General features: G+C 57.8%; 17 protein-coding genes and 3 pseudogenes. 3 read left to right on the top strand and 17 right to left on the bottom strand.

The genetic code is table 11. The annotated features are described in order from the left end of the window. Positions 1-273: 273 nt before the first annotated feature. The 4 genes and pseudogenes from DH08_RS12875 to DH08_RS12860 all read right to left on the bottom strand — a co-directional run bounded on the left by DH08_RS12875 (position 274) and on the right by DH08_RS12860 (position 4,725). Positions 274-792, bottom strand: coding sequence for an acyl-CoA thioesterase (locus DH08_RS12875; RefSeq protein ID WP_192179661.1), 519 nt, complete (start codon positions 790-792; stop codon positions 274-276). 226 nt (positions 793-1,018) lie between these two features. Further along, complete coding sequence (locus DH08_RS12870) at positions 1,019-2,734, bottom strand: ABC transporter ATP-binding protein (protein WP_246800809.1); 1,716 nt, start codon at positions 2,732-2,734, stop codon at positions 1,019-1,021. Positions 2,735-3,078: 344 nt separating this feature from the next. Next, positions 3,079-3,375: pseudogene (locus tag DH08_RS12865) on the bottom strand (short-chain fatty acyl-CoA regulator family protein); the annotation flags it as partial. A 60-nt stretch (positions 3,376-3,435) separates the two neighbouring features. Then, on the bottom strand, positions 3,436-4,725 hold the full coding sequence (locus DH08_RS12860; RefSeq protein ID WP_192179660.1) for an ATP-grasp domain-containing protein: 1,290 nt from the start codon (positions 4,723-4,725) through the stop codon (positions 3,436-3,438). A gap of 290 nt (positions 4,726-5,015) precedes the next feature. Here DH08_RS12860 and DH08_RS12855 point away from each other — a divergent pair. Beyond that, positions 5,016-5,293 (top strand): annotated as a pseudogene (locus DH08_RS12855) (ISL3 family transposase); the annotation flags it as partial. A 181-nt stretch (positions 5,294-5,474) separates the two neighbouring features. Here the strand turns inward: DH08_RS12855 and repC are convergent. Further along, positions 5,475-6,311 (bottom strand): annotated as a pseudogene (gene repC / locus DH08_RS12850) (plasmid replication protein RepC); the annotation flags it as partial. Positions 6,312-6,535: 224 nt separating this feature from the next. Then, complete coding sequence (locus tag DH08_RS12845; RefSeq protein ID WP_192179659.1) at positions 6,536-6,793, bottom strand: helix-turn-helix domain-containing protein; 258 nt, start codon at positions 6,791-6,793, stop codon at positions 6,536-6,538. A 173-nt stretch (positions 6,794-6,966) separates the two neighbouring features. Between DH08_RS12845 and DH08_RS12840 the strand changes: the two genes are divergently transcribed. Further along, positions 6,967-7,218, top strand: coding sequence for a DNA -binding domain-containing protein (locus tag DH08_RS12840; protein WP_192179658.1), 252 nt, complete (start codon positions 6,967-6,969; stop codon positions 7,216-7,218). 27 nt (positions 7,219-7,245) lie between these two features. Here DH08_RS12840 and DH08_RS36225 read toward each other — a convergent pair whose 3' ends face one another. The 5 genes from DH08_RS36225 to DH08_RS12820 form a co-directional block, all read right to left on the bottom strand. After that, on the bottom strand, positions 7,246-7,524 hold the full coding sequence (locus tag DH08_RS36225; RefSeq protein ID WP_246800808.1) for a DNA -binding domain-containing protein: 279 nt from the start codon (positions 7,522-7,524) through the stop codon (positions 7,246-7,248). A gap of 370 nt (positions 7,525-7,894) precedes the next feature. Further along, positions 7,895-8,044, bottom strand: a complete 150-nt coding sequence (locus DH08_RS37355; protein WP_428338299.1) for a transcriptional regulator domain-containing protein — start codon at positions 8,042-8,044, stop codon at positions 7,895-7,897. A gap of 1 nt (position 8,045) precedes the next feature. Beyond that, entirely contained in the window at positions 8,046-8,561 is a 516-nt protein-coding gene (locus DH08_RS12830) for an acyl-homoserine-lactone synthase (RefSeq protein WP_428338300.1), read from the bottom strand. Positions 8,562-8,777: 216 nt separating this feature from the next. Then, positions 8,778-9,503 carry a LuxR family transcriptional regulator gene (locus DH08_RS12825; protein ID WP_192179657.1) on the bottom strand — a complete coding sequence of 242 codons (726 nt, stop codon included), beginning with the start codon at positions 9,501-9,503 and terminating at the stop codon, positions 8,778-8,780. A gap of 662 nt (positions 9,504-10,165) precedes the next feature. Beyond that, positions 10,166-11,572: an aminotransferase gene (locus DH08_RS12820; protein ID WP_192179656.1), complete on the bottom strand. Its 1,407-nt coding sequence runs from the start codon at positions 11,570-11,572 to the stop codon at positions 10,166-10,168. A gap of 336 nt (positions 11,573-11,908) precedes the next feature. On the opposite strand from DH08_RS12820, the gene DH08_RS37350 reads away from it, so the two are divergent. Next, positions 11,909-12,145, top strand: a complete 237-nt coding sequence (locus DH08_RS37350; RefSeq protein ID WP_428338301.1) for a hypothetical protein — start codon at positions 11,909-11,911, stop codon at positions 12,143-12,145. Positions 12,146-13,049: 904 nt separating this feature from the next. On the opposite strand, the gene DH08_RS36215 is transcribed toward DH08_RS37350, so the two are convergent. The 6 genes from DH08_RS36215 to DH08_RS12790 form a co-directional block, all read right to left on the bottom strand. Continuing rightward, positions 13,050-13,505, bottom strand: coding sequence for a ubiquitination-like system serine protease family protein (locus DH08_RS36215; RefSeq protein WP_246800807.1), 456 nt, complete (start codon positions 13,503-13,505; stop codon positions 13,050-13,052). A 4-nt stretch (positions 13,506-13,509) separates the two neighbouring features. Next, positions 13,510-14,964: a HesA/MoeB/ThiF family protein gene (locus DH08_RS12810; protein ID WP_192179655.1), complete on the bottom strand. Its 1,455-nt coding sequence runs from the start codon at positions 14,962-14,964 to the stop codon at positions 13,510-13,512. Beyond that, positions 14,961-15,386, bottom strand: coding sequence for an E2/UBC family protein (locus DH08_RS12805; RefSeq protein WP_192179654.1), 426 nt, complete (start codon positions 15,384-15,386; stop codon positions 14,961-14,963). The genes DH08_RS12810 and DH08_RS12805 overlap by 4 nt, the downstream gene beginning before the upstream one ends. Further along, positions 15,386-15,631, bottom strand: a complete 246-nt coding sequence (locus DH08_RS12800; RefSeq protein ID WP_192179653.1) for a multiubiquitin domain-containing protein — start codon at positions 15,629-15,631, stop codon at positions 15,386-15,388. The genes DH08_RS12805 and DH08_RS12800 overlap by 1 nt, the downstream gene beginning before the upstream one ends. A 204-nt stretch (positions 15,632-15,835) precedes the next feature. Then, a complete protein-coding gene (locus tag DH08_RS12795) occupies positions 15,836-16,333 on the bottom strand; it encodes an Lrp/AsnC family transcriptional regulator (RefSeq protein ID WP_192179652.1) in 498 nt (165 codons plus the stop codon). Between the two features lie 486 nt (positions 16,334-16,819). After that, positions 16,820-18,364: a FumA C-terminus/TtdB family hydratase beta subunit gene (locus DH08_RS12790; protein ID WP_192179651.1), complete on the bottom strand. Its 1,545-nt coding sequence runs from the start codon at positions 18,362-18,364 to the stop codon at positions 16,820-16,822. Between the last annotated feature and the right edge of the window lie 4 nt (positions 18,365-18,368).

Genomic DNA, 18,368 nt, shown 5'->3' with positions numbered 1-18,368 from the left:
GAGTCTCCATCGCATTCCCTGTGGCCCGCTGCCACTGAAGGCGGGTGCCGGAGTGCAGCCCCTTACCTTCGTCCGACTCCGAGGCAAGATGCTTGGTTAGTTGTCCCATCCAGTCCTGGATACCGAGCGTTCCGCTCTCATGGGTCTTCTGAGAATAGATCGAATCCGAGTTTGCGTGATGGGACGCATGTTTCTGACGTCTCTTGATGGTCGTGGCGCCACTCCCGTCGGTGCGAGTTACCGGTTGAGTGGGGGGCATGAGCAAAGAATGCCTTATCTCTCCTTGAGTGCGACCCGGCCAAGGGTTGCAGGTGCGCCGACTGCAGCTTGAAAGTTGCGGATCAACTCAAGTCGATCGACAACAATCGAACGCCATTTCTCGGCCCGCCGGTTGTTCAAGTTAAAGGCAAGGCATTTCATCTCGTTCGTCGCGGCGAGGACACCATCGTCCGACCTCCGGATCTGGTGCAACAATACAAAGCGCTTGTTGTCGAAGTCACTTAGCTGCGTCGTGACGTTTATCTCAGTGCCGAGCGTCAATTCGTTGAGATACCGGACGTGGTTCTCAATGACCACATTCTCATGGCCGCCGCGTGCCTCCATGGTGCCCTCAGGAGAGTTGATCCAATTCCAGAAGGCCCAGCCAGCGTGATTGGAGATCGATAGGTAGTGGGCGGAATTAACGTGCTCGAACTCGTCAATCCACTCTGAACGAACCCTTGTCCGATACAGTACAAGGGGGACCTTTAGAACCCCCGTCCAGGGGATCGGCGGATCATAGATTTCGGCCATGTTTTAGCATCTCACACTAACAACCCGGGTAACGCTTCCCTGAGTTGCCAACAACAATCCCGGCGAATGCCGCGAGCGAACCTAAGCTGAAGAATCTGAGCTTCCAACTTGCCGCGCAGAAAGCGGCCGACAGAGCCGTCAATGCATTGCTGAAGCGATCCCAGGACCATTCACGAAATGTCCGCGTCTAACTCTGCATGCCCGTCCCGGAGCGACAGAGCTGCGGCTAGTTCCCGGCGCTCTCCATGCGCCGGGAGCTGATAGCCTTGTCCAACCAGCCGACCTCCATCTCAGGAACGGAAGACAGCAGAAGCTCAGTATAAGGGTCGAAAGGTGGGCTAAGAACCTGGGTTTTTGCCCCGTAGCGGACCACTTGCCCGCGATACATCACCGAGATCGAATCGGCGATCGATTTCACCGTTGCGAGATCGTGGGTAATGAAGAGATAGGCTACCCCCTCGTCCTTCTGCAGGTGCAGCAAGAGCTTCAAGATTCCGTTGGCCACCAATGGGTCGAGGGCTGAAGTCACCTCGTCGCAGATAATCAGCTTGGGCTTTGCCGCAAGCGCTCGGGCTATGCAAACGCGCTGCTTTTGTCCGCCTGACAGCTCTGCCGGATACCGGTTCGCAAGGCTCTTGCCCATTTCGATCTTGTCAAGCAGTTCGGCCACGCGATGGTCGCGCTCCGCACCGTTGATGCCGAAATAGAACTCGAGCGGTCGCCCGATGATCGTAGCAACGGTCTGGCGCGGATTCATCGCGACATCCGCCATCTGATAGATCATCTGAAGCTGCCGAAGGTCATCCTTCGATCGCTCGGCCAACCGACGGGGAAGGTCGCGCCCGTCGAACTGGATGCTGCCTGCCAAAGGCGGCAGCAACCCGGTGATCACCCGCGCCAGCGTCGATTTACCCGAGCCCGATTCACCGACCACGGCGAGCGTCTGTCCAGTATGAAGGTCCAGGGACACATCGCGTAAGACCTTGATTGCTCCGTCGCCGTAACCTGCTGTCAGGCCTTTGACTGACAGCACAGGCGCCATGCCGCAGTCCTTCTGCTCGTGATCGATGTGATGCACTGAAACGAGGGCTCGCGTGTATTGCTCGTGCGGCTGGTTGATGATCTGCTGCGTCATTCCTCGCTCTACGAGCTTGCCGTGGCGCAGCACCATGATCTCGTCCGCGACCTGCGCCACCACCGCCAAGTCGTGGGTGATGTAGAGTGCCGCGACCCCGGTGTCACGGATGGCGTCCCGGATCGCGGCCAGCACGTCGATTTGTGTGGTGACGTCGAGCGCTGTGGTCGGCTCGTCGAAGACAATGAGGTCAGGCTCCGAGCAGAGCGCCATGGCCGTCATGACGCGCTGCAACTGACCGCCCGAAACCTGATGGGGGAAACGCTTGCCGATGTTTTCGGGGTCAGGAAGACCAAGCTTCTTAAATAGAGCAATCGCCCGCTTCTCGGCTTCTGTCCGCGTTGCCACGCCATGTAGAAGTGCCGCCTCCACCACCTGGTCCATCAGCCGGTGGGCGGGGTTGAATGCGGCGGCGGCCGACTGCGCAACATAGCAGACCTCACGGCCCCGGAGTTTGCGCATGCCCCTTGCGCCGACCTTCAGAATGTCACGGTCGTTAAGGATGACCTCGCCGCCAGTTATTTTGACCCCGCCGCGACCATAACCCATGCTGGACAGACCTATGGTGGACTTGCCGGCGCCCGATTCGCCAATCAGACCCAAAACCCTGCCCCGTTCCAGCGTCAGCGAAACGTCGTGGACGAGAATTACGCCCTTTGGGCTCTCGCCCGGTGGGTAGACCATCGCCTCAATCCGAAGGTTGCGTATGTTGAGCAACGTGGCGGGCTTCCCCGGCCGACTGGCTTGCGCGGCCGTGGCCAGCGTCACGTCACCCGGCTTGTCCGGCAATGAGAGATCATTTGACATTTGCAGGGTCCGCTCTGTTGATGCCCGTCGCCGGCCGTTTTTTGATTTTGGTCGGTTCAAGAAGTCCTACACCGCACTGGGTGCGACATTCCTTTGCATAATCGCATCAAACTTCCCGGATTTTGCACCATGACCAACAAGTTCGACGTCCCGTCGAGCGCCCGGCGGATAGAGCGACTGGACTTACGCGGCACGCCTTCCCGCCCAGGCCAGATCGGGCGGTTCGAGAACGCCCGTTTACAAGCCCAGAATAGAGGCCGTGTAGGTCGAACAGCTGAGATGTGTCGCATGCACGTGGAAATGACATCAGACAAGATGGCACCTTCCGGCCACCTCACTCTCAATCAGCAAATCGTGTATGGCAGTTCGCTGCGTCGGTCGTGGTCGATCGTTATCGTGCTCTTGAGCGGCGGAATGGCGCGTTGAATGCAATCCATGCGCGCACAAATGCGGCATGAAACGCCGATAGGCTCGAAGGCTGACCTGTCGGCAAAATCCAGCCGGTCTGCATAAACGAAATCGCCCGCGTCGGAGATCTCGCATCCGAGCGCGATCGAACAGCGTCGATGAGGAGTTCCAAATCCACCGTCCTCCTTGGTGATTTCTGTGGCGATACTGAGATAACGCACGCCGTCTGGCGTCGCATCTTGTCGACCTGCATCTTTGTCGTGCCCTCAATTGCACCATATGTTTGGCGACGATCATCTCTTACCTGGCGCCACCTGCGCTGGTGCGGCGACGCAAGGGGCCGCATGTTGTTCCTGTTCGCCAACGTTCGGAAATGGTGTGATCGACCAATCGATCAGGTCGACGGCACGCTGAAGTATCGCCTCGGTCTCAGCCAAGCTGGGTGAAGCGGCGATGACATGTCCGATGCAGTCTCGGATATCGCCTTTCCTGACGACCGGCGTCTTGGGTTCAACATAGAATTTGACCTCAACGACCCCTGGTACAGCAGCAGCCTGACTGTCGCCCTCGATCCAATCGAGGGTGCCATCGCGATCAAGAACTAGGATCCTCGCGGCCGCAGAGTGCGAATACCTTTTGCGCAAATTCCATTCGTCGCCGATGACAAGCTTGATGTGCTCGGTGACGAGATCGAGCCCGTAAGTCAGCTGAACCAGTTGAGGACCGGGCGCGCCATCAAGACGCGGATTGACTTCAATGACGACTGGGCCAAGCTTCGTCCACCGGAATTCTATGCAGGTTGGGCCCCAGCCAAGGCCGAGAGCGCGCAAACAGCCCAGCGAAACATCGGCGATGCGCTCCTGCTCGTCATCAGTCAGCAGGGCCGGAAAGCTGCACTCTCGAGAGACGAAATGCGGTGGGGGTCCAAAGTCGGCGACACCAATCCCAATCACCTCATTTCCCATGATCTCGGCGTAATAAAGGGGGCCTTGTGCGAATTCTTCGACGAGTATCCTCGGCGAAGACCGCCATATGTGCTTCCCGCCTAGCAGATAGATCGTATGTTCGGCCACCTCATCGGCGTTGCGGCACAATCGGACTCCGCGGCTGCCGCTGCCTACGGCTGGCTTAAGAATCACCGGCAGACCGATCTCCGCGGCAGCGCTTTCTACCTCCGCCGCATTTGCTGCCACGCGATAAGCCGGTATTGGAACGCCGGCCTCCGCAAGGAGCTGACGTTGAGCGAATTTGTCGTAGCATCGTTCAATGGATGCGGGGTTCGGTCCCGGCAGATCGAAATATCGGCAAAGCTTGCCAACTGTCGCATAGACCGGCTCCCAGGCGGACGTAATGCCAGCAATGTCATACGTCGCACGCAGCCGGGAACATTCGTGGATCAGCGCATCGAGATTGTCTGTGTCGACACGGATTGCCTCAATCCTTTCCGCCGCAGGATAGTCGTACCGGGCTGGATCGGCCGACAGGGTAATTGGATGCAGACCAAAACGCTGGGCCGCTTTGACGTATAGCAGACCATTACCCCTTGGATCGCCTTCAACCAGGATGAGCGCTCTTCTTGCCATTGGCTGTTGACCCTCCGTTGCGTGCTGTGCAGCGATCCGAGGGTAAATCGGCTTTAGCTTTTCTAGCCGCGCGTGACCTCAGACCTTGTGGTCAACGTACCATTGTCGGCGATTTGCGGCGTAAAGCTTCTGTGAACTTCGTTGAAGGTGTTGTTGCAACGGCTGAATTAGGAAGGACCATAGGCGAGCTGCTGGTCAGGCGGCGACCACTGGCAAACTGCTCGTTCGAGGAGGAATTCGGATAGAAGGCGTATCTCGCGTATCTCGCGTATCATGCGAACCAGGCGCCACGCATCCTCGGCGTTGACGACTGGGCATGGCGGCGTGGTCAGCGATACGGGACTATTTTGGTCGATCTCGAAACCAACAACGTCGTTGATCTGCTGCCTGACCGTGAGATGGGAACGCTCTCCGGATGGCTGGCGGCTCACCCGGTGTCGAAGTCATTGCGCGGGATCGAGCCGGAGCCTATGCGCGCGGTGCGCGAGAGGGAGCACCCGCAGCCCGGCAGGTGGCCGAACCGCTGGCACCTCTGACGAAACTCTCCGATGCGTTGCAGAATGTCGTGGAGCGACAGCACCGCCTTGTTCGTGAAGCTGGAAAGTTCGTTTTGAAGCAGTATGGCGTGAGCGATCAATCGGGAAGCACCGAAGGCCTGGACGTGCATCCCAAAGCCCGCGCGGGACGGCTACGTCTGATAGGCATAGAGGCCGACGCGTTCTCTTTGAGGAGGTATGTCCCATGATCCTTCACGTCGACCCGTTGGCCTTCAAGGCGGCCATCAGCATCGGCCCGACCGAAGACTCCCCTGCCCTGGCCTTGTCGGTGAGCACGCGCAGGTAGCCACCAGCCGAATTGATGTGGCGCGCCCGCTGGAGAATGCAGGCGATCATGATTGCCGTGGTTTCCTGCCCCACCAGATGGCAGGCATCCGTACGCGGAATGTGACACGCCGAGATAACCGCACACCTGGACCGCTGTCGCGATGAAATCGCGCCAGTTGCCGATTCCATCCACGGCGTAATCCGCAATTTCAGGGCAGGCCTTCAGCACAAGCCCAAGCGGATAGGTTTTCGGCGGCCCTGCGGTCCTGGTGCTTTGCTCGCTCGGCGCCCCGCTTTCTTCCAAGGCAGGTTCAAATTCAAAAATAGAGCCGGTATTTGAATTAGATTGCTGCCGTTCGTTATTGCGGCTTGAATTCCTGGATTTGATGTGAATTCCAGCAGTTTGTCCACTTCGTCGCGCAGTGCGGCCAGATCAGTCACGATCGGCGCGAGTTCGGCCATGCATGCTCGGCGCGGGATCGCCTCCACAATGATGCGGAATCGCCTCCAGAGGGCCACCCCAGTCGCCTGGGACATCTTCCTCGAGAGACGGCTCGATCAACTTTTGGATGTCCCGGCGGTGCAATGTGATGCGTTCCCGCGTAAGCCTGAGCGCCCTGCTATCGAGCGGACACGCTCGGCGACTGCCTCGAACTCATAAGCACGGGCCAGCAGCGGGGCTACCGAGAACCCAAATGCCTCCTCGATACCCCCTCCTATGCCCTTGCGCGCGTAACGCTTCCCGTTCGGGCTGTCCCGCTGGCGACGCAGCATGCCGAGAAGTCTCGCCTGGGACAATCCGGCAAGGCGGCATTGAGGAGATCATAGAGCCGGTCTTGCCGACCCACAAAATCGATCAAATTCCTGGTCAACCCAACGGGGCGGTTCGTCGTCGGTGGGCCGCGTAGCGAGAGCCGAGGCGACCAGTGCTACGAGGCCTTGGTTTCGTTAGCCACCGCCAAGTGCATCCAGCGCTGCAGGGAGCGTCAGTTGTCAGATCCAGTGCGGGAAATCTTTGCTACCTTACGCAGCATCTCATGCGGATCGAACCCGATCGTCTCGGCGAGGTCGAGGAATTCGACAACGTCGACACGCCGACCTCCCGATTCAATGGCCGCAACGACTGACTGATATCGGCTGATAGCCTTCGCAAGGTCCGCTTGACTGAGGCCGGATGCCTTCCGCTCATCGATGATCAATTGAACAAGGCGTACATGCCTCGGCGATCGGAGTGTCTTTTGCATGCCTGCCGGGCCCTTGACGAAACCGGCAGACGAATTAAATCGAAATTCAGATAACCAGAAAAACTGGTTATCTGGTTGTCGAGCTCAAACGGCGGCTATCCGCAATGAGCCGCCCTCGTTGAGTCGCTGCGGTGGGCAAGAGCTAATCTGGATTAACATTGACGAGCATAGACATGGCCTTATCGATTTCCGACGAAGTCCCGTGGTCGGACAGCCTGACCGCTTACGACAACGAGCATTTCACGATCTACATGAGGCTCCTGGACGCGTCCGCCGACGATGCCAGCGAAGACGAAATGGCGCAGCTGGTCCTCGGCATCGATCCTGTGCGAGAACCTGACCGCGCCCGAAAGGCGGTTCGCAGCCATCTCGATCGGGCGAATTGGATGGTTACGACCGGATACAAGGAACTGTTTACGCGCTGACGGACCCCAGCTGAGCCTTTCCAATCACTAGGCGAGGAAGTCTCGATATCCACGATCCATGAGGATGTGACCGCGCCGGACGGTACGGCGGACGCGATCGCGAAGGTGGTTGCGAGGATCCGTCCAATTGGCATGGACGCGATGCTGGCCCAACAGGGCCGCCGCGATTTCACGACGCGATGCACCGCCGAGCGAGCCGTCGAGCGCCTGGAGGACAAAGCGCAGGCGGCTGCCGCGCTTCGGGCGGAAACAGCCTGTCGGGAAGTTGTCCAGTCGTTTGAAGACCATTGAGGCATTCGAACGCATTCAACTGCTGCCTCATCCGATCGGCGGGCCAGATCGCGTCGACGGAAAGCCGAACGGGGCGCAAGACGTCCGCGCCCTCCACGACGAGCTGTAAATTCCGGCGAGCATTTCGCAGCACGACGTGCTGCCGACCGTCAGCCGTCATCAGGACTGCTGCCCAACATGGCAATGCAGCGAGATCAAACGAAAGTCTTTCCGGCGGCAATGCCTCTTGCGCAATGACCGGCAGGACATACGGGCATTGGGGGGCACCAGAACATAGCCGCATCACGCTCAACGGAGCTTGCGAAACAGGAGTCCCCACCGCATCAGATCGAGCGGCGATTTCACCACTTTTACCTCGAAGTGCCTTTCTACATATTCGGCCTGCTCAAGGGCGCGTGTCAGATCGCGCTAAAAGGGCCGGATTGCGCCGCAGAAACTCCCAGGCCCAGCCGCGTCGGGTCAGGTGGCGCGTGTAGCGATAGGATTTCTCATCCTGCCAGTCCGGCCAGTGGGCGCCGTTGCCTATCAAAACCATGTCAGCCGAGCACAGGCGCCCACAGCACGGGACCGCCGAGGCCATTGTGAAGGATCGCAGCAAGGCTCTCGTAGGAGACATCTGAAAGGTCGGCAACGGTGCGGGTGGTGCCGATTGCCTGGGGTGGACCGATCCGGGCCAGCGGCCATCCGGCGCGACGCAGGATTCGCTCCATGCGCGAATCCGCAACCGTGACGATATGGCGGAGCCGCCGCGACAGACCGAACTCGATCATGCCAGCGAGCAATTCATAGGTGCCGACAGCAATGCTCCCATTCCCCCTCGGCGCAGACGATGGAAGATCAAGGGCGAAACGGCTGCTTTCCCAGAAACTCGGTTCCTCGGGTGCCGACCTCCCTTCTAACAGCCTTGAAAAGATATCTCGCGTCATCGTCGGCCCTGTCGAGGGGAGAAGGCGAACGCCGCCCCCGACGCGACCGGCGGAATCGCGCAACAAAAGATAGGGCAGTCTCAGGGAATCGAATGAATCGATCTCGAAGCCGCCGATCGTGCGCACGTTCCAGTCGAGCCCCGCCTTGAAGACGCGGTAGCGCAGGCGGTGACATTTCGTGCAACGCGATAATTTCGTGAAGTTCGTCGGCAAAGGCGCCGTACCAGCCGGGCGCAATAAGCTCAATCATGATGGTCTCCTCGCAGGTATGACCCTGCCATTGGAGGCGAACCTTCACGTCGCGACCACCTGTGCGCATGCACACAAAGAGGGATTCAGTTCTCAGAGAATTGAAGATCGTGAGGAGGCCAGCAGCGTCACTGCCTGATTTTTGGTGCGCACGCCGAGCTTCTTCTTGGCATTGTCTAGATGGAAGACGGCCGTGCGCTCCTTGATCCCCAAGATGCAGCCGATCTCCCAGGCGGACTTGCCCTGCGCCGTCCATTCCAGGCACTCGTACTCACGGGGCGTGAGCGAAACACCGTCCACTGCCAGGTCACCCGAAAACTTGCGGCGAACGGCAATGTGAAAGCACATGGCCATAATCTCGAGCGCCTGTTCATATCGCTCAGCGATGCGCAGGAAGGTCGGATCGGGCCTGTCTGCCGCGAAGGTCATCGCAGCAACTCCGCCGCGGCGATCGACAAGTGGAATCGTCAGTCCGCAGCAGATACCGAATTCGGCAGCCTCATCGAAAAGCTGTTGCTGTCGCGTTGAAATGCCGGCATGGCCGAAACCCGGTCCCCACTGAAAGGGACATCCGCTGCACCTTGCCCATCCTATGACCGGGTCGATCTTTTCATATTGGTGGCGCAAGTAGTGCGACGTCCAGCCAGAATGATAATTCGATATCAGCCTGGGTTTTGTGACGCTATCCGACACCAGAGATAGATAAGCGAATGCGCGAATGTCGAAGGCGCCGGCAGCGTTGGCCAGTGCGTTATGGAAATCGACTTCATCAACGCTCAAAGACAACTGTTCCACCAAAGTTTCGAAGACGATCTGCATTTTCTCCTGCAGCTGTTTCCAATTAACCTAGGTACATTCTTGCTTCTGGCCAGCTAAGATGGCGAGGAGATTCGCCCCCCCGATATTCGACGCTGGAGAAATTCACCGCGATGATTGCTCCCCCGACATTCGATCATGTGAAGGGAGATGTGTGCGACCTCCACGCCGGCTGTCGTCAGCTGCGCGTCGAGAGTTGCGATGGTGGGCGGTTGGCATGCGTAATAGAAATGTCGAAGCTCGATGTGCCATCGGGATATGCAGATGACCTCCTTCTCAAACTCTCGATTGCTGACGCGCTACAATCACCCTGATTCAGCGGGTCAAAATGGCACCCTGCCGGTAGGGAGGTACACCGGCAGGGTGCGCCGCACAAACGCCCTGGTCGTTGGGCAACAGGACAGCGGCGGCAGAACTGATTTGGTTACCGCTTGCGATCAAAGTAATCCGAAGCATGCTCGAGATCAGACGGCTTGAAATTCAGCAGTTTCGGCCGGCTCACACGACAAGGCGCTGTCAAACCCACCGTCACCAATGGACGACCTAACGACAGCCAGACGTCAAAGCGTCTGGTTCCAGGGAGAGTTCTTCATCGCTGGGGACCACCACATTGGTTATCGGCCTGTCGTCGAACTCGGGCCTCGCTCTCGTCGGCGCTCGCAAGTTCATACCGCGCCCTCGGCCTTAAGCGCGCGGTAGGTCGTATCGACTGATTTCGCCGTTGCGTCGACGATTATGTCGACCTCCTTCCGGGTGATGATCAAAGGCGGGGCAAACCCGAGGATATCGCCGTGCGGCATGGCGCGGCCGATGACACCGTCCTCGAACAGAGCAGCGGCGACGCGAACGCCGACCTGAATGTCGGTTTCAAACGGTATCCTTTGTTTTGGATCCCGCATCAGCTCTACGGCGGAGAGGATTCCGACGCCACGAACTTCGCCGACGATGGGATGTCCCGCCAGCTCGGCATTCATGCGGGTTTGCCAATACGGTCCGACATCGCGGACATGCTCCAAGATATTTTTTTCTTTTAGGAGTCGAATATTGGCGAGCGCTGCCGCAGCGCAAAGTGTGTGACCCGAATATGTCCAGCCGTGGCCGAGGGCGCCGTGCTTCTCCGTTCCTTGTTCCAAGACCGACCAGACGCGGTCGCCAATGATTGACCCGGAGATGGGTAGGTAGGCGGAACTCAAGCCCTTTGCGATGGTCACGAAATCTGGACGCATGCCATAGAGGTGGGAACCGAATTTCTCACCGGTTCGTCCAAACCCGCAGACCACTTCGTCGGCGATGAGAAGAATATCGTACTTGTCGAGCACCCCTTGGATAGCGGTCCAATATCCTTTTGGAGGCGGAACGATACCGCCTGTCCCGAGCACCGGCTCTCCGATAAAAGCTGCAACGGTCTCGGGGCCTTCAGCGAGGATAAGGGCTTCAAGTTCATCCGCGCAGCGTTTCGAGAACACTTGCTCACTTTCGCCGTCATGCGCCTGGCGATAGTGGTGCGGCGTCGTGGTATGGCGCACCAAATCCAGCGGCAGGTCGAAGAAATTGTGGAAGAAGGCAAGGCCCGTCAGGCTCCCGGTGACCAGCCCGGACCCGTGATAGCCGCGATTTCGCGAGATGATCTTCTTCTTTTCAGGGCGGCCTAGAATGTTGTTGTAGTACCAGACCAGCTTGATATTGGTTTCGTTGGCGTCGGAACCGGAGAGGCCGAAAAAGACCCTTCGCATGTTCTGACCAAAATATTCGACGACTGCCTCTGCCAAGAGGGCGACTGGTTCTGTACCTTGACTTGCATAGACATGGGCGAACGGCAATTCGTGCGCCTGCCTGGCAATGGCCTCGGCAATTTCTGTGCAGCCATATCCCATATTGACGCAGTAGAGCCCGCCGAAACCGTCAAGGCTCTTTCGGCCTTCGGTATCCCAGATATAGACGCCTTCCGCACCGGCCATAATCCGGTTTGGCGTCTCGCCTCGGCTGTGCTTGGCCAGATGCGTAGACGGATGAAACACGAAGCCTCGATCCTTCTCCCGGAGTTGCTCGGTTCCCAGATTGCTCAGGCGCATGGTCCCCCTCCTCGCGATGGATTGGCGGAGGGCACTCGGCCCGGCCGCCTCTTTAGCAATTAGCATACCGCAAACGCCTCTCGAGTTTCGCGGGAATGCACGTCTTTAGCCGACGAATTCGCGGAATTGGCATCAAACGCCGTGGAAACCAGCGCTTCGGCGTTCACCGTCGCCTTAGTGTTGGATTTCACAGGTTTGGTCACGAGAAGGCTGGTCGAGATCTGCCGACGGACGCCTCATTCACGAGGTCAGCGAAACTGGCCTTGAGTTGATGAGGGCGCTGCCGGGGGTCTGTTCGCGCGTATGTCTGCTCAAGGTACCGCATATGGCCGGGCGATGGTGGTACGAGATGCGCCGTCCGTAGGCCGCCATGCTGGAGTTCAGCAGAATCTGCCTGATGGCGTCCTCGTGTCGCCGAAATTGGTTCGGCCGTATGTGAAAGCGAACAAGCGCGACGACCGCGACGCCGAGGCGGCGACGCCACCGACGATGCGCTTCGTGCCGGTCAAGAGCGAGAAAGTCTGGTGGCGGAGCGCACAGCGCTGTTCAACCATCTGCGCACTGTTTGGCTGATTTGTTTGCGAACTCTGGGCCTTGGTTGGGGGCCAACGAACATCGAATCCCGGTGGACGAAGCTTGGCACAGTCGTCATTGAAATCAAACGCGTCTTGCTGGCGTGCCCGTTACTGAACTGGCTCAGCTGGCTTGCGGGGTCGCTCTCGTTACCGAGCGCATCAAACTTGTCGTCGGCGACGAATGGAATGCATTCATTCGCAACTGCGGCCGCGATGATGCTCATCGCGATGGAACCTAGATAGGATAGATGGGAGCCAGGCGACCGCTAAAAACTAAATTAGGTGTCTCTGAGGTTAATGTTTATCCAACCCAAGGATGGTCTGGAAAGGCGATTACATAGACAAGATCGGACATAGCCAGTTCTGCCCGGACTGCGGCGATACTTCAGCGTGCCGTCAAGTCAATTAGTTGGTCGAACACATCATTTCGCCTCTCGACACTGAGGACAATCTGTACCGCAAAAATTTCGGGCAGCGCTAACGCCAATATGAACATTCAGAGCACGAGGCACAGATTATAGCCGGCGGTGGCCAGAATGGCGTTAACGGTCACCCGGCTGGGCCGGCGAGATAGTTGCGGCCCATCGGGAGCTCGGCCGCTCGGCCTTGATGTGGCCGGTCACGGATTCGATGGGCGAGTGGCGCCGCACCCGGCCTTGATGGCCGGGGGTGACACGGCGTTTCTGGCCCGCGGTGAAGCTCCTTAGCTTGTGGCTCTCCGCCGTGGTGTGACCGCGTAGCGCACTCTGGGGCTCGTCGCAGTCATCTCGACCGTGCAACCTGAATGGTCGTAGCTCAGTGCTCTTGCCATCATCCAACTCATCAAAGTGGATGTTGAATCACGAGCGAAGGCGCATGGCCGTCGTCACATCGCAGTCGATTCGTCGGCTCCAGGACGCGCTCTAGATTTTTTTTCCGTATAGGTCTGGTCGGGCTCGCCAAGGCTCGACACCGGTGTCTTCACACCAGTAGACTCTTCCGTCGCTAAGCCAAAAATGGCTTAGGCATCCTTTGTTTCTCCAAACAGAGGGATGCAATGTTGGCCGGCCCTCTAGGCTCACCTCAATACGCCACCTGGGGCTATGTGGTGGATGCATTGGTAAGGAAACCACCTCGCCACAGCCACAGGGGCACCTAAAGAGCGACCAGTATGGTCGGCCTTTGTGCACGACGGTGATGAACTGTCCCGGCCGCACCGTGTCATTCGGAGGCGTTTTTTCAACCACTTCATTGCGAGCGAAAAGTATGTCCGCGGAACGCTGCTCAGAAGGAGTTCGGTTGGCGGATGTTTTTGGACCGCGTGGACCGAGGATGATTTCCTCTAACCACCGTACGAGTTTTAGCAGCCAAGACCACATACGATTAACTCGGCTTGCCTAGTGAGGGCATACTGAGCCGATATCCATTCTCTGGTGCGAGTAATAAGCCATTCGGACCGCAGCAAAAGCACTCGGAGTTGTCCTTTGGCATATTGCTGCGAATTACCATATGCACGAAGTCGTACCAGATATTGTCGCGGCGAATGTCGCTCGGAAGCCACCGATAGGGCCGCACCAGATCAAACAACGTCGCTACGGCCATATCGGCAGTGGCACTGGTGAAGGGACCTACTCCGGGAGCCCGCTCGCCGCCCCCGACCAGATAGTACTCCTTCCGAAGCGTTTCTGGATCGAGCTCCGTCAGCTCAGGACGCGCCTTTAGTGCACTCTCGTAGCTGAGCTTTTCCTCGGTGACGACGCCTTGGCACCTCAAGCACGCACCATATTCGGGAAGAACTGTGCTAACCCGGCCTCTATGGTCACGTAGATAAGGCTGACGCTCCTGGTCAAGATCAATCTTGCCGGTGAGCCCGCAGTCGATAAGGCCCTGGCAGTAGTAGTACACTGCCTGATTGAGGACCTCCCTTCCAGCAACATCGTCGGTACAGCCGAACACCAGGTCAGCGCTAGAAATTGCATCTATCGCTTCTGGAGACTCGTTCACATATTCCTGAATGGCAACGACAGACACCTGTAAACCTAAATCTCGTATGTATCGGGCCAACGTGGCTGCTTTACTCGCGCCGATATCGCAACTGCGATATCCACGGACGCGGTTGAGATTGCTATCTTCGAGCAAATCCCCATCGACAATGATGAGTTCGCCAACACCGGCGCGGGCGGCGAGTGTGGCGACCGAAGACCCCGTTCCGCCACCTCCGACGATTGCTATGCGCAACGATCTGAGCTTCTCGTTGAAAGGCGTGCCAAAGGCAGCTTCCTGGCGACTTAGTACTTCCGACGGAGCGGCATCATCTGCCTTGCCAATATGAACTGCCAAGTCCGTCCCGATCACACAGACATGCCGGACATCAGTCACACTGTCAGGAGCCGCACCCGGCCGAACTCTCGCACGCCACTGCCCGTGAGCCAAAACCATCGCGACAAGTGACACATCAGGGCCGTTGCAGCCAGCGTATCCCCTCAGAATGCTTTGTTCGTTCTGGTCATCCTTCATCGAGAAATCCAGAACGCCTCTTGGATGACTATGAGCGAACCCCAGCTCGAGCAGCTCCTGCTCGCAACGAACGTAGATATCCTGAAACTTGCGCAGATTAATGCGCAAGTGAACCGGCGAGCTGTCCAGTATCCAGTCGCCATCCATCTCAATCACGTCAACCGCCACAAAACGTGCTGACGGCGGCAGACCCGCTACAGTCCTCTCCATTTTGCGGAAGAGAACCAGCGCGCCGCGCTCGTGACCGTCAGGGTGCCACGTCAACCAACTCTTGAGCCTATTGTCGAGAGAACCGATGATCGAAATGCGATGTCCGTTCATGGGCGCCTTGCTGCGTCAGGGTACTTAAACGCCCACGAAATCCGATCCATAATCGTTCGGACGTTGTCGACCTTTGGTTTCCAAGGATTTTTGTGCCAGTGCCTAGACCACCGGCAAAACACCATCCCTTTGTGAGTACGTGAATCCTCACTGGGACTAGGCCCGCCAGTGTTTGGTATTGGCTTGCCGTCAGCCCGATGGAGGCGTGGGTGAACCCAGAACATGTCGCCACCCGAGCTATTATAATTCTGCGGAATAACATACAAGACATCGATCGCGTCTGCGGGCTTTCCATCTGCCAGATACATGTCTTTCGGTAGCGGAAATTTTTTTAATATAAGAAAACGGGGGCTTTCTTGTTCTTCAAAATTGATACCGGCTTTGACGAGTATCTCGTAATCAGAATCGAACAACAGGGCCATTATTCATTTCCGGCTTCGGAACTTGCATCCTGGGCGTAAAACTTTTCGATCCCCGGAGGCAGCAAATCGATTGAGTCATCACGCCCGACAAGCTGTCCGGGCTGGCCAGGCATTTTCAGATACAGGTCCATGCTATCTGGTATGCCAGGGCCTACGCCTCGCACCTCAGCGCCGGTTATGAACCGGTTGTCCCATTCATAATTTTCGTTTTCGATTTTGAATTTGAACTTCTCTTTCGCAGCCATATGCTTCGATCCTTCTCTCGCAGTTGCTTGGCTCCAAGATGGCTCAGGCGCATCAATCCCTCTTCTCCCGTTGATTGAGGGAACGCTCGACCAGCCACCGCTCTATACCGGAAACGCCTCTCGAATTTCGCGGGAATGCACGTCTTTCGCCGACGAATTCTCGGAATCGGCTCCAAACGCCGTGAAAACCAAGGCTTCGGTAGTTTACCTTCGCTTTGGTGCCGACAAGGGGATCGGCGAATTGGACTTCACAGGTTTCGTTACGACCAGGCTGTAGTATTGATCGATCCCTAAGCCTGCCTGCAGGAGTCCCTCCATAAAATCCTGATAAGCAGCCATAGAAGGAGACACGACGCGCATCAGATAGTCGATCCGCCCCCCGATAGCCCAGCAGTCCAGGATTTCCGGAATCTCTTGGATCGCAGTCTCGAAGTGTCGTTGATCCTCGAGACGATGGCGATCCAGAACCACCTCCACCATTATAGAGATGATGCCCCCGATGAGGGCTGGACTGAGTCGCGCGTAGAACCCCTCAATGATCCCTGCGGCTTCGAGTATACGGAGCCGCTCCGAACAGGCCGACGCCGATAGATGAACGCGCTTTGCAAGCTCGCTTTTCGAAATCCGACCGTCTGACTGGATCTCTGAGAGAATCCGGACATCCCAAGCGTCTAGTCGCACAGGATCGGGTTTCGACTTCATGACCTTTTGCTCTCAAGCGGTGGTCGACAGCTCAATTGGTGCCAACCAATTCTCTCATTAATTGAAGCGAGCGAATGTAGTGAACGTCATTCTTCCTCGGCCTGCAACGCTTCGGTGCGAGGTTGTCGAAAGTCAGGTGACTGAGAGCGATCCAAGCAGAAAGGCTGTAGAAGTTGGGCTATTGCCCTCCGGGCAATGACGCATTTGAAGGGGGGATCGCCTGTCGGCGGCGACCTCGTCTTAAATAGATAGCGCATTTTTTGAATCTCCGCTGCTTACTTGATTGACACCCTCGACATCATCCGAGCATCGATTGGGGACACAGTCAGATGCAGTGTTTACATCGGGCGCATTCAGCTTCGAGATGAATTGAAGGCCTTTCTTATCTGGCTCGCCGAGGAGCTGGAACGCAAAATGCCGCTCGTGTTACCGATGCGACCCAAAATCCGGCGCGGGAGTCTGGCCGGATCGCGCAGCCGGGAAGGTTCAAACGCCGATGCCGCGGGCGATGCTGTCGGCCGCCATGCGCTTACGCCATTCAAGAGGCCCCGAATTGTGAATGGAGTTTCCCTCAACATCGACAGCCATGATGACCGGCATGTCCTGGACCTCGAATTCATAGATGGCTTCCATGCCCAGGTCTTCAAAGGCAACGATCCGGGCCGCCTTGATCGATTTTGAAACCAGGTACGCAGCGCCACCCACTGCGATGAGATAGGGCGTTCTGTGTCTCACAATCGACTCGATGGCCGCCGGGCCCCTCTCCGCTTTGCCGACCATCGCATATAGCCCGGTCTCGGCGAGAATCTTTTCAATAAAACTGTCCATACGGCTGGCGGTTGTCGGGCCAGCCGGCCCGACGACCTCCTCCCTCACTGCGCGGACTGGTCCGACGTAGTAGATCACGCGTCCTAGCAGATCGACTGGGAGCGGCTTGCCGGCATCGATCAGGTCGACCATTCGCTGGTGGGCAGCATCTCGGCCCGTCAGCATCTTTCCGGACAAAAGAAGGGTTTCCCCGCAGCGCCACGATGCCGTCTCTTCCTTTGTGACCGCGTTGAGATTGACCCGGCGGACGCCGCTTGTGTGCAAATCCTCATGACCGATCTGGGGCCATTCGGAAAGGTCGGGCGGCTCAAGCCTGATGGGTCCAGAGCCGTCCAAGGTAAACTTCAGGTGCCGGTTGGCGGCGCATTGCGGAATGAGCGCCACGGGCTTGGACGCGGCGTGGGTAGGATAAGTCGCTACCTTAACGTCAACGACTGTCGTCAGGCCGCCTAGGCCCTGAGCGCCGATACCTAAGGCATTTATTCGTTCATAAAGCTCAACCCGCAGTGCCTCCTCCGCACTTGATGGCCCTCTCGCGATCAATTCCGAAATGTCAATTGGCTCGTTCATGGCCTCCTTGGCCAGCAGCATCGCCTTTTCAGCGCTACCACCGATGCCGACCGAGATCAGGCCGGGTGGGCACCATCCGCTGCCGAGGGTCGAAACGGTGTCGACCACCCAGTCGGCGACGGACGCGCTGGGGTTAAGGGTGGTGAACCGCGCCTTGTTTTCGGACCCGCCCCCTTTTGCTGCGATGGTAATTTCAATTTGGTTGCCGGCCACGAGGTCGACGTGGACAACTGCCGGCGTGTTGTCACGCGTGTTAACCCGCCCGGCAAGCGGATCCGAGACGATCGATGGTCGAAGGGGATTGTCGGGGTCGAGATATGCTTGGCGGACGCCCTCATTCACGAGGTCGGCGAAACTGGCCGCAGACTTGAGACGAACGCCCATTCCGACCTTGGCGAAAACCACCACGAGACCAGTGTCCTGGCAGATCGGCCGACGCCCAAATGCCGCCATGCGAGAGTTCAACAGTATCTGCCCTATCGCGTTCTTCGCCGATGGGCTCTGCTCGCGCGCGTATGCCTGCGAAAGGTACCGGATGTAGTCTGGAGGATGGTAATACGAGATGTACTGAAGGGCGTCGGCGACGCTCCTTGCTATGTCTTCACCGGCAATGGTGCGTGTCCTTTTGTTCACGAAC

The sequence above is a fragment of the Mesorhizobium amorphae genome (genome assembly GCF_014843845.1).
In the GTDB taxonomy this organism is placed as follows: Bacteria; Pseudomonadota; Alphaproteobacteria; order Rhizobiales; family Rhizobiaceae; genus Mesorhizobium; species Mesorhizobium amorphae_A.
Note: the sequence above shows the minus strand (reverse complement) of the source record. Positions and strands in the feature narration are given on the sequence as shown.

What these genes read in the sequence shown, in the direction of transcription:
- DH08_RS36225 (WP_246800808.1), bottom strand. Translation starts at nt 7,524, where the DNA reads ATGCGTTCGAATGCCTCAATGGTCTTCAAACGACTGGACAACTTCCCG.
- DH08_RS12870 (WP_246800809.1), bottom strand. Translation starts at nt 2,734, where the DNA reads ATGTCAAATGATCTCTCATTGCCGGACAAGCCGGGTGACGTGACGCTG.
- DH08_RS12795 (WP_192179652.1), bottom strand. Translation starts at nt 16,333, where the DNA reads ATGAAGTCGAAACCCGATCCTGTGCGACTAGACGCTTGGGATGTCCGG.
- DH08_RS36215 (WP_246800807.1), bottom strand. Translation starts at nt 13,505, where the DNA reads ATGTGGTCTTGGCTGCTAAAACTCGTACGGTGGTTAGAGGAAATCATC.
- DH08_RS12810 (WP_192179655.1), bottom strand. Translation starts at nt 14,964, where the DNA reads ATGAACGGACATCGCATTTCGATCATCGGTTCTCTCGACAATAGGCTC.
- DH08_RS12805 (WP_192179654.1), bottom strand. Translation starts at nt 15,386, where the DNA reads ATGGCCCTGTTGTTCGATTCTGATTACGAGATACTCGTCAAAGCCGGT.
- DH08_RS37350 (WP_428338301.1), top strand. Translation starts at nt 11,909, where the DNA reads ATGGTGGTACGAGATGCGCCGTCCGTAGGCCGCCATGCTGGAGTTCAG.
- DH08_RS37355 (WP_428338299.1), bottom strand. Translation starts at nt 8,044, where the DNA reads ATGGTTTTGATAGGCAACGGCGCCCACTGGCCGGACTGGCAGGATGAG.
- DH08_RS12845 (WP_192179659.1), bottom strand. Translation starts at nt 6,793, where the DNA reads ATGCAAAAGACACTCCGATCGCCGAGGCATGTACGCCTTGTTCAATTG.
- DH08_RS12875 (WP_192179661.1), bottom strand. Translation starts at nt 792, where the DNA reads ATGGCCGAAATCTATGATCCGCCGATCCCCTGGACGGGGGTTCTAAAG.
- DH08_RS12840 (WP_192179658.1), top strand. Translation starts at nt 6,967, where the DNA reads ATGGCCTTATCGATTTCCGACGAAGTCCCGTGGTCGGACAGCCTGACC.
- DH08_RS12825 (WP_192179657.1), bottom strand. Translation starts at nt 9,503, where the DNA reads ATGCAGATCGTCTTCGAAACTTTGGTGGAACAGTTGTCTTTGAGCGTT.
- DH08_RS12860 (WP_192179660.1), bottom strand. Translation starts at nt 4,725, where the DNA reads ATGGCAAGAAGAGCGCTCATCCTGGTTGAAGGCGATCCAAGGGGTAAT.
- DH08_RS12820 (WP_192179656.1), bottom strand. Translation starts at nt 11,572, where the DNA reads ATGCGCCTGAGCAATCTGGGAACCGAGCAACTCCGGGAGAAGGATCGA.
- DH08_RS12800 (WP_192179653.1), bottom strand. Translation starts at nt 15,631, where the DNA reads ATGGCTGCGAAAGAGAAGTTCAAATTCAAAATCGAAAACGAAAATTAT.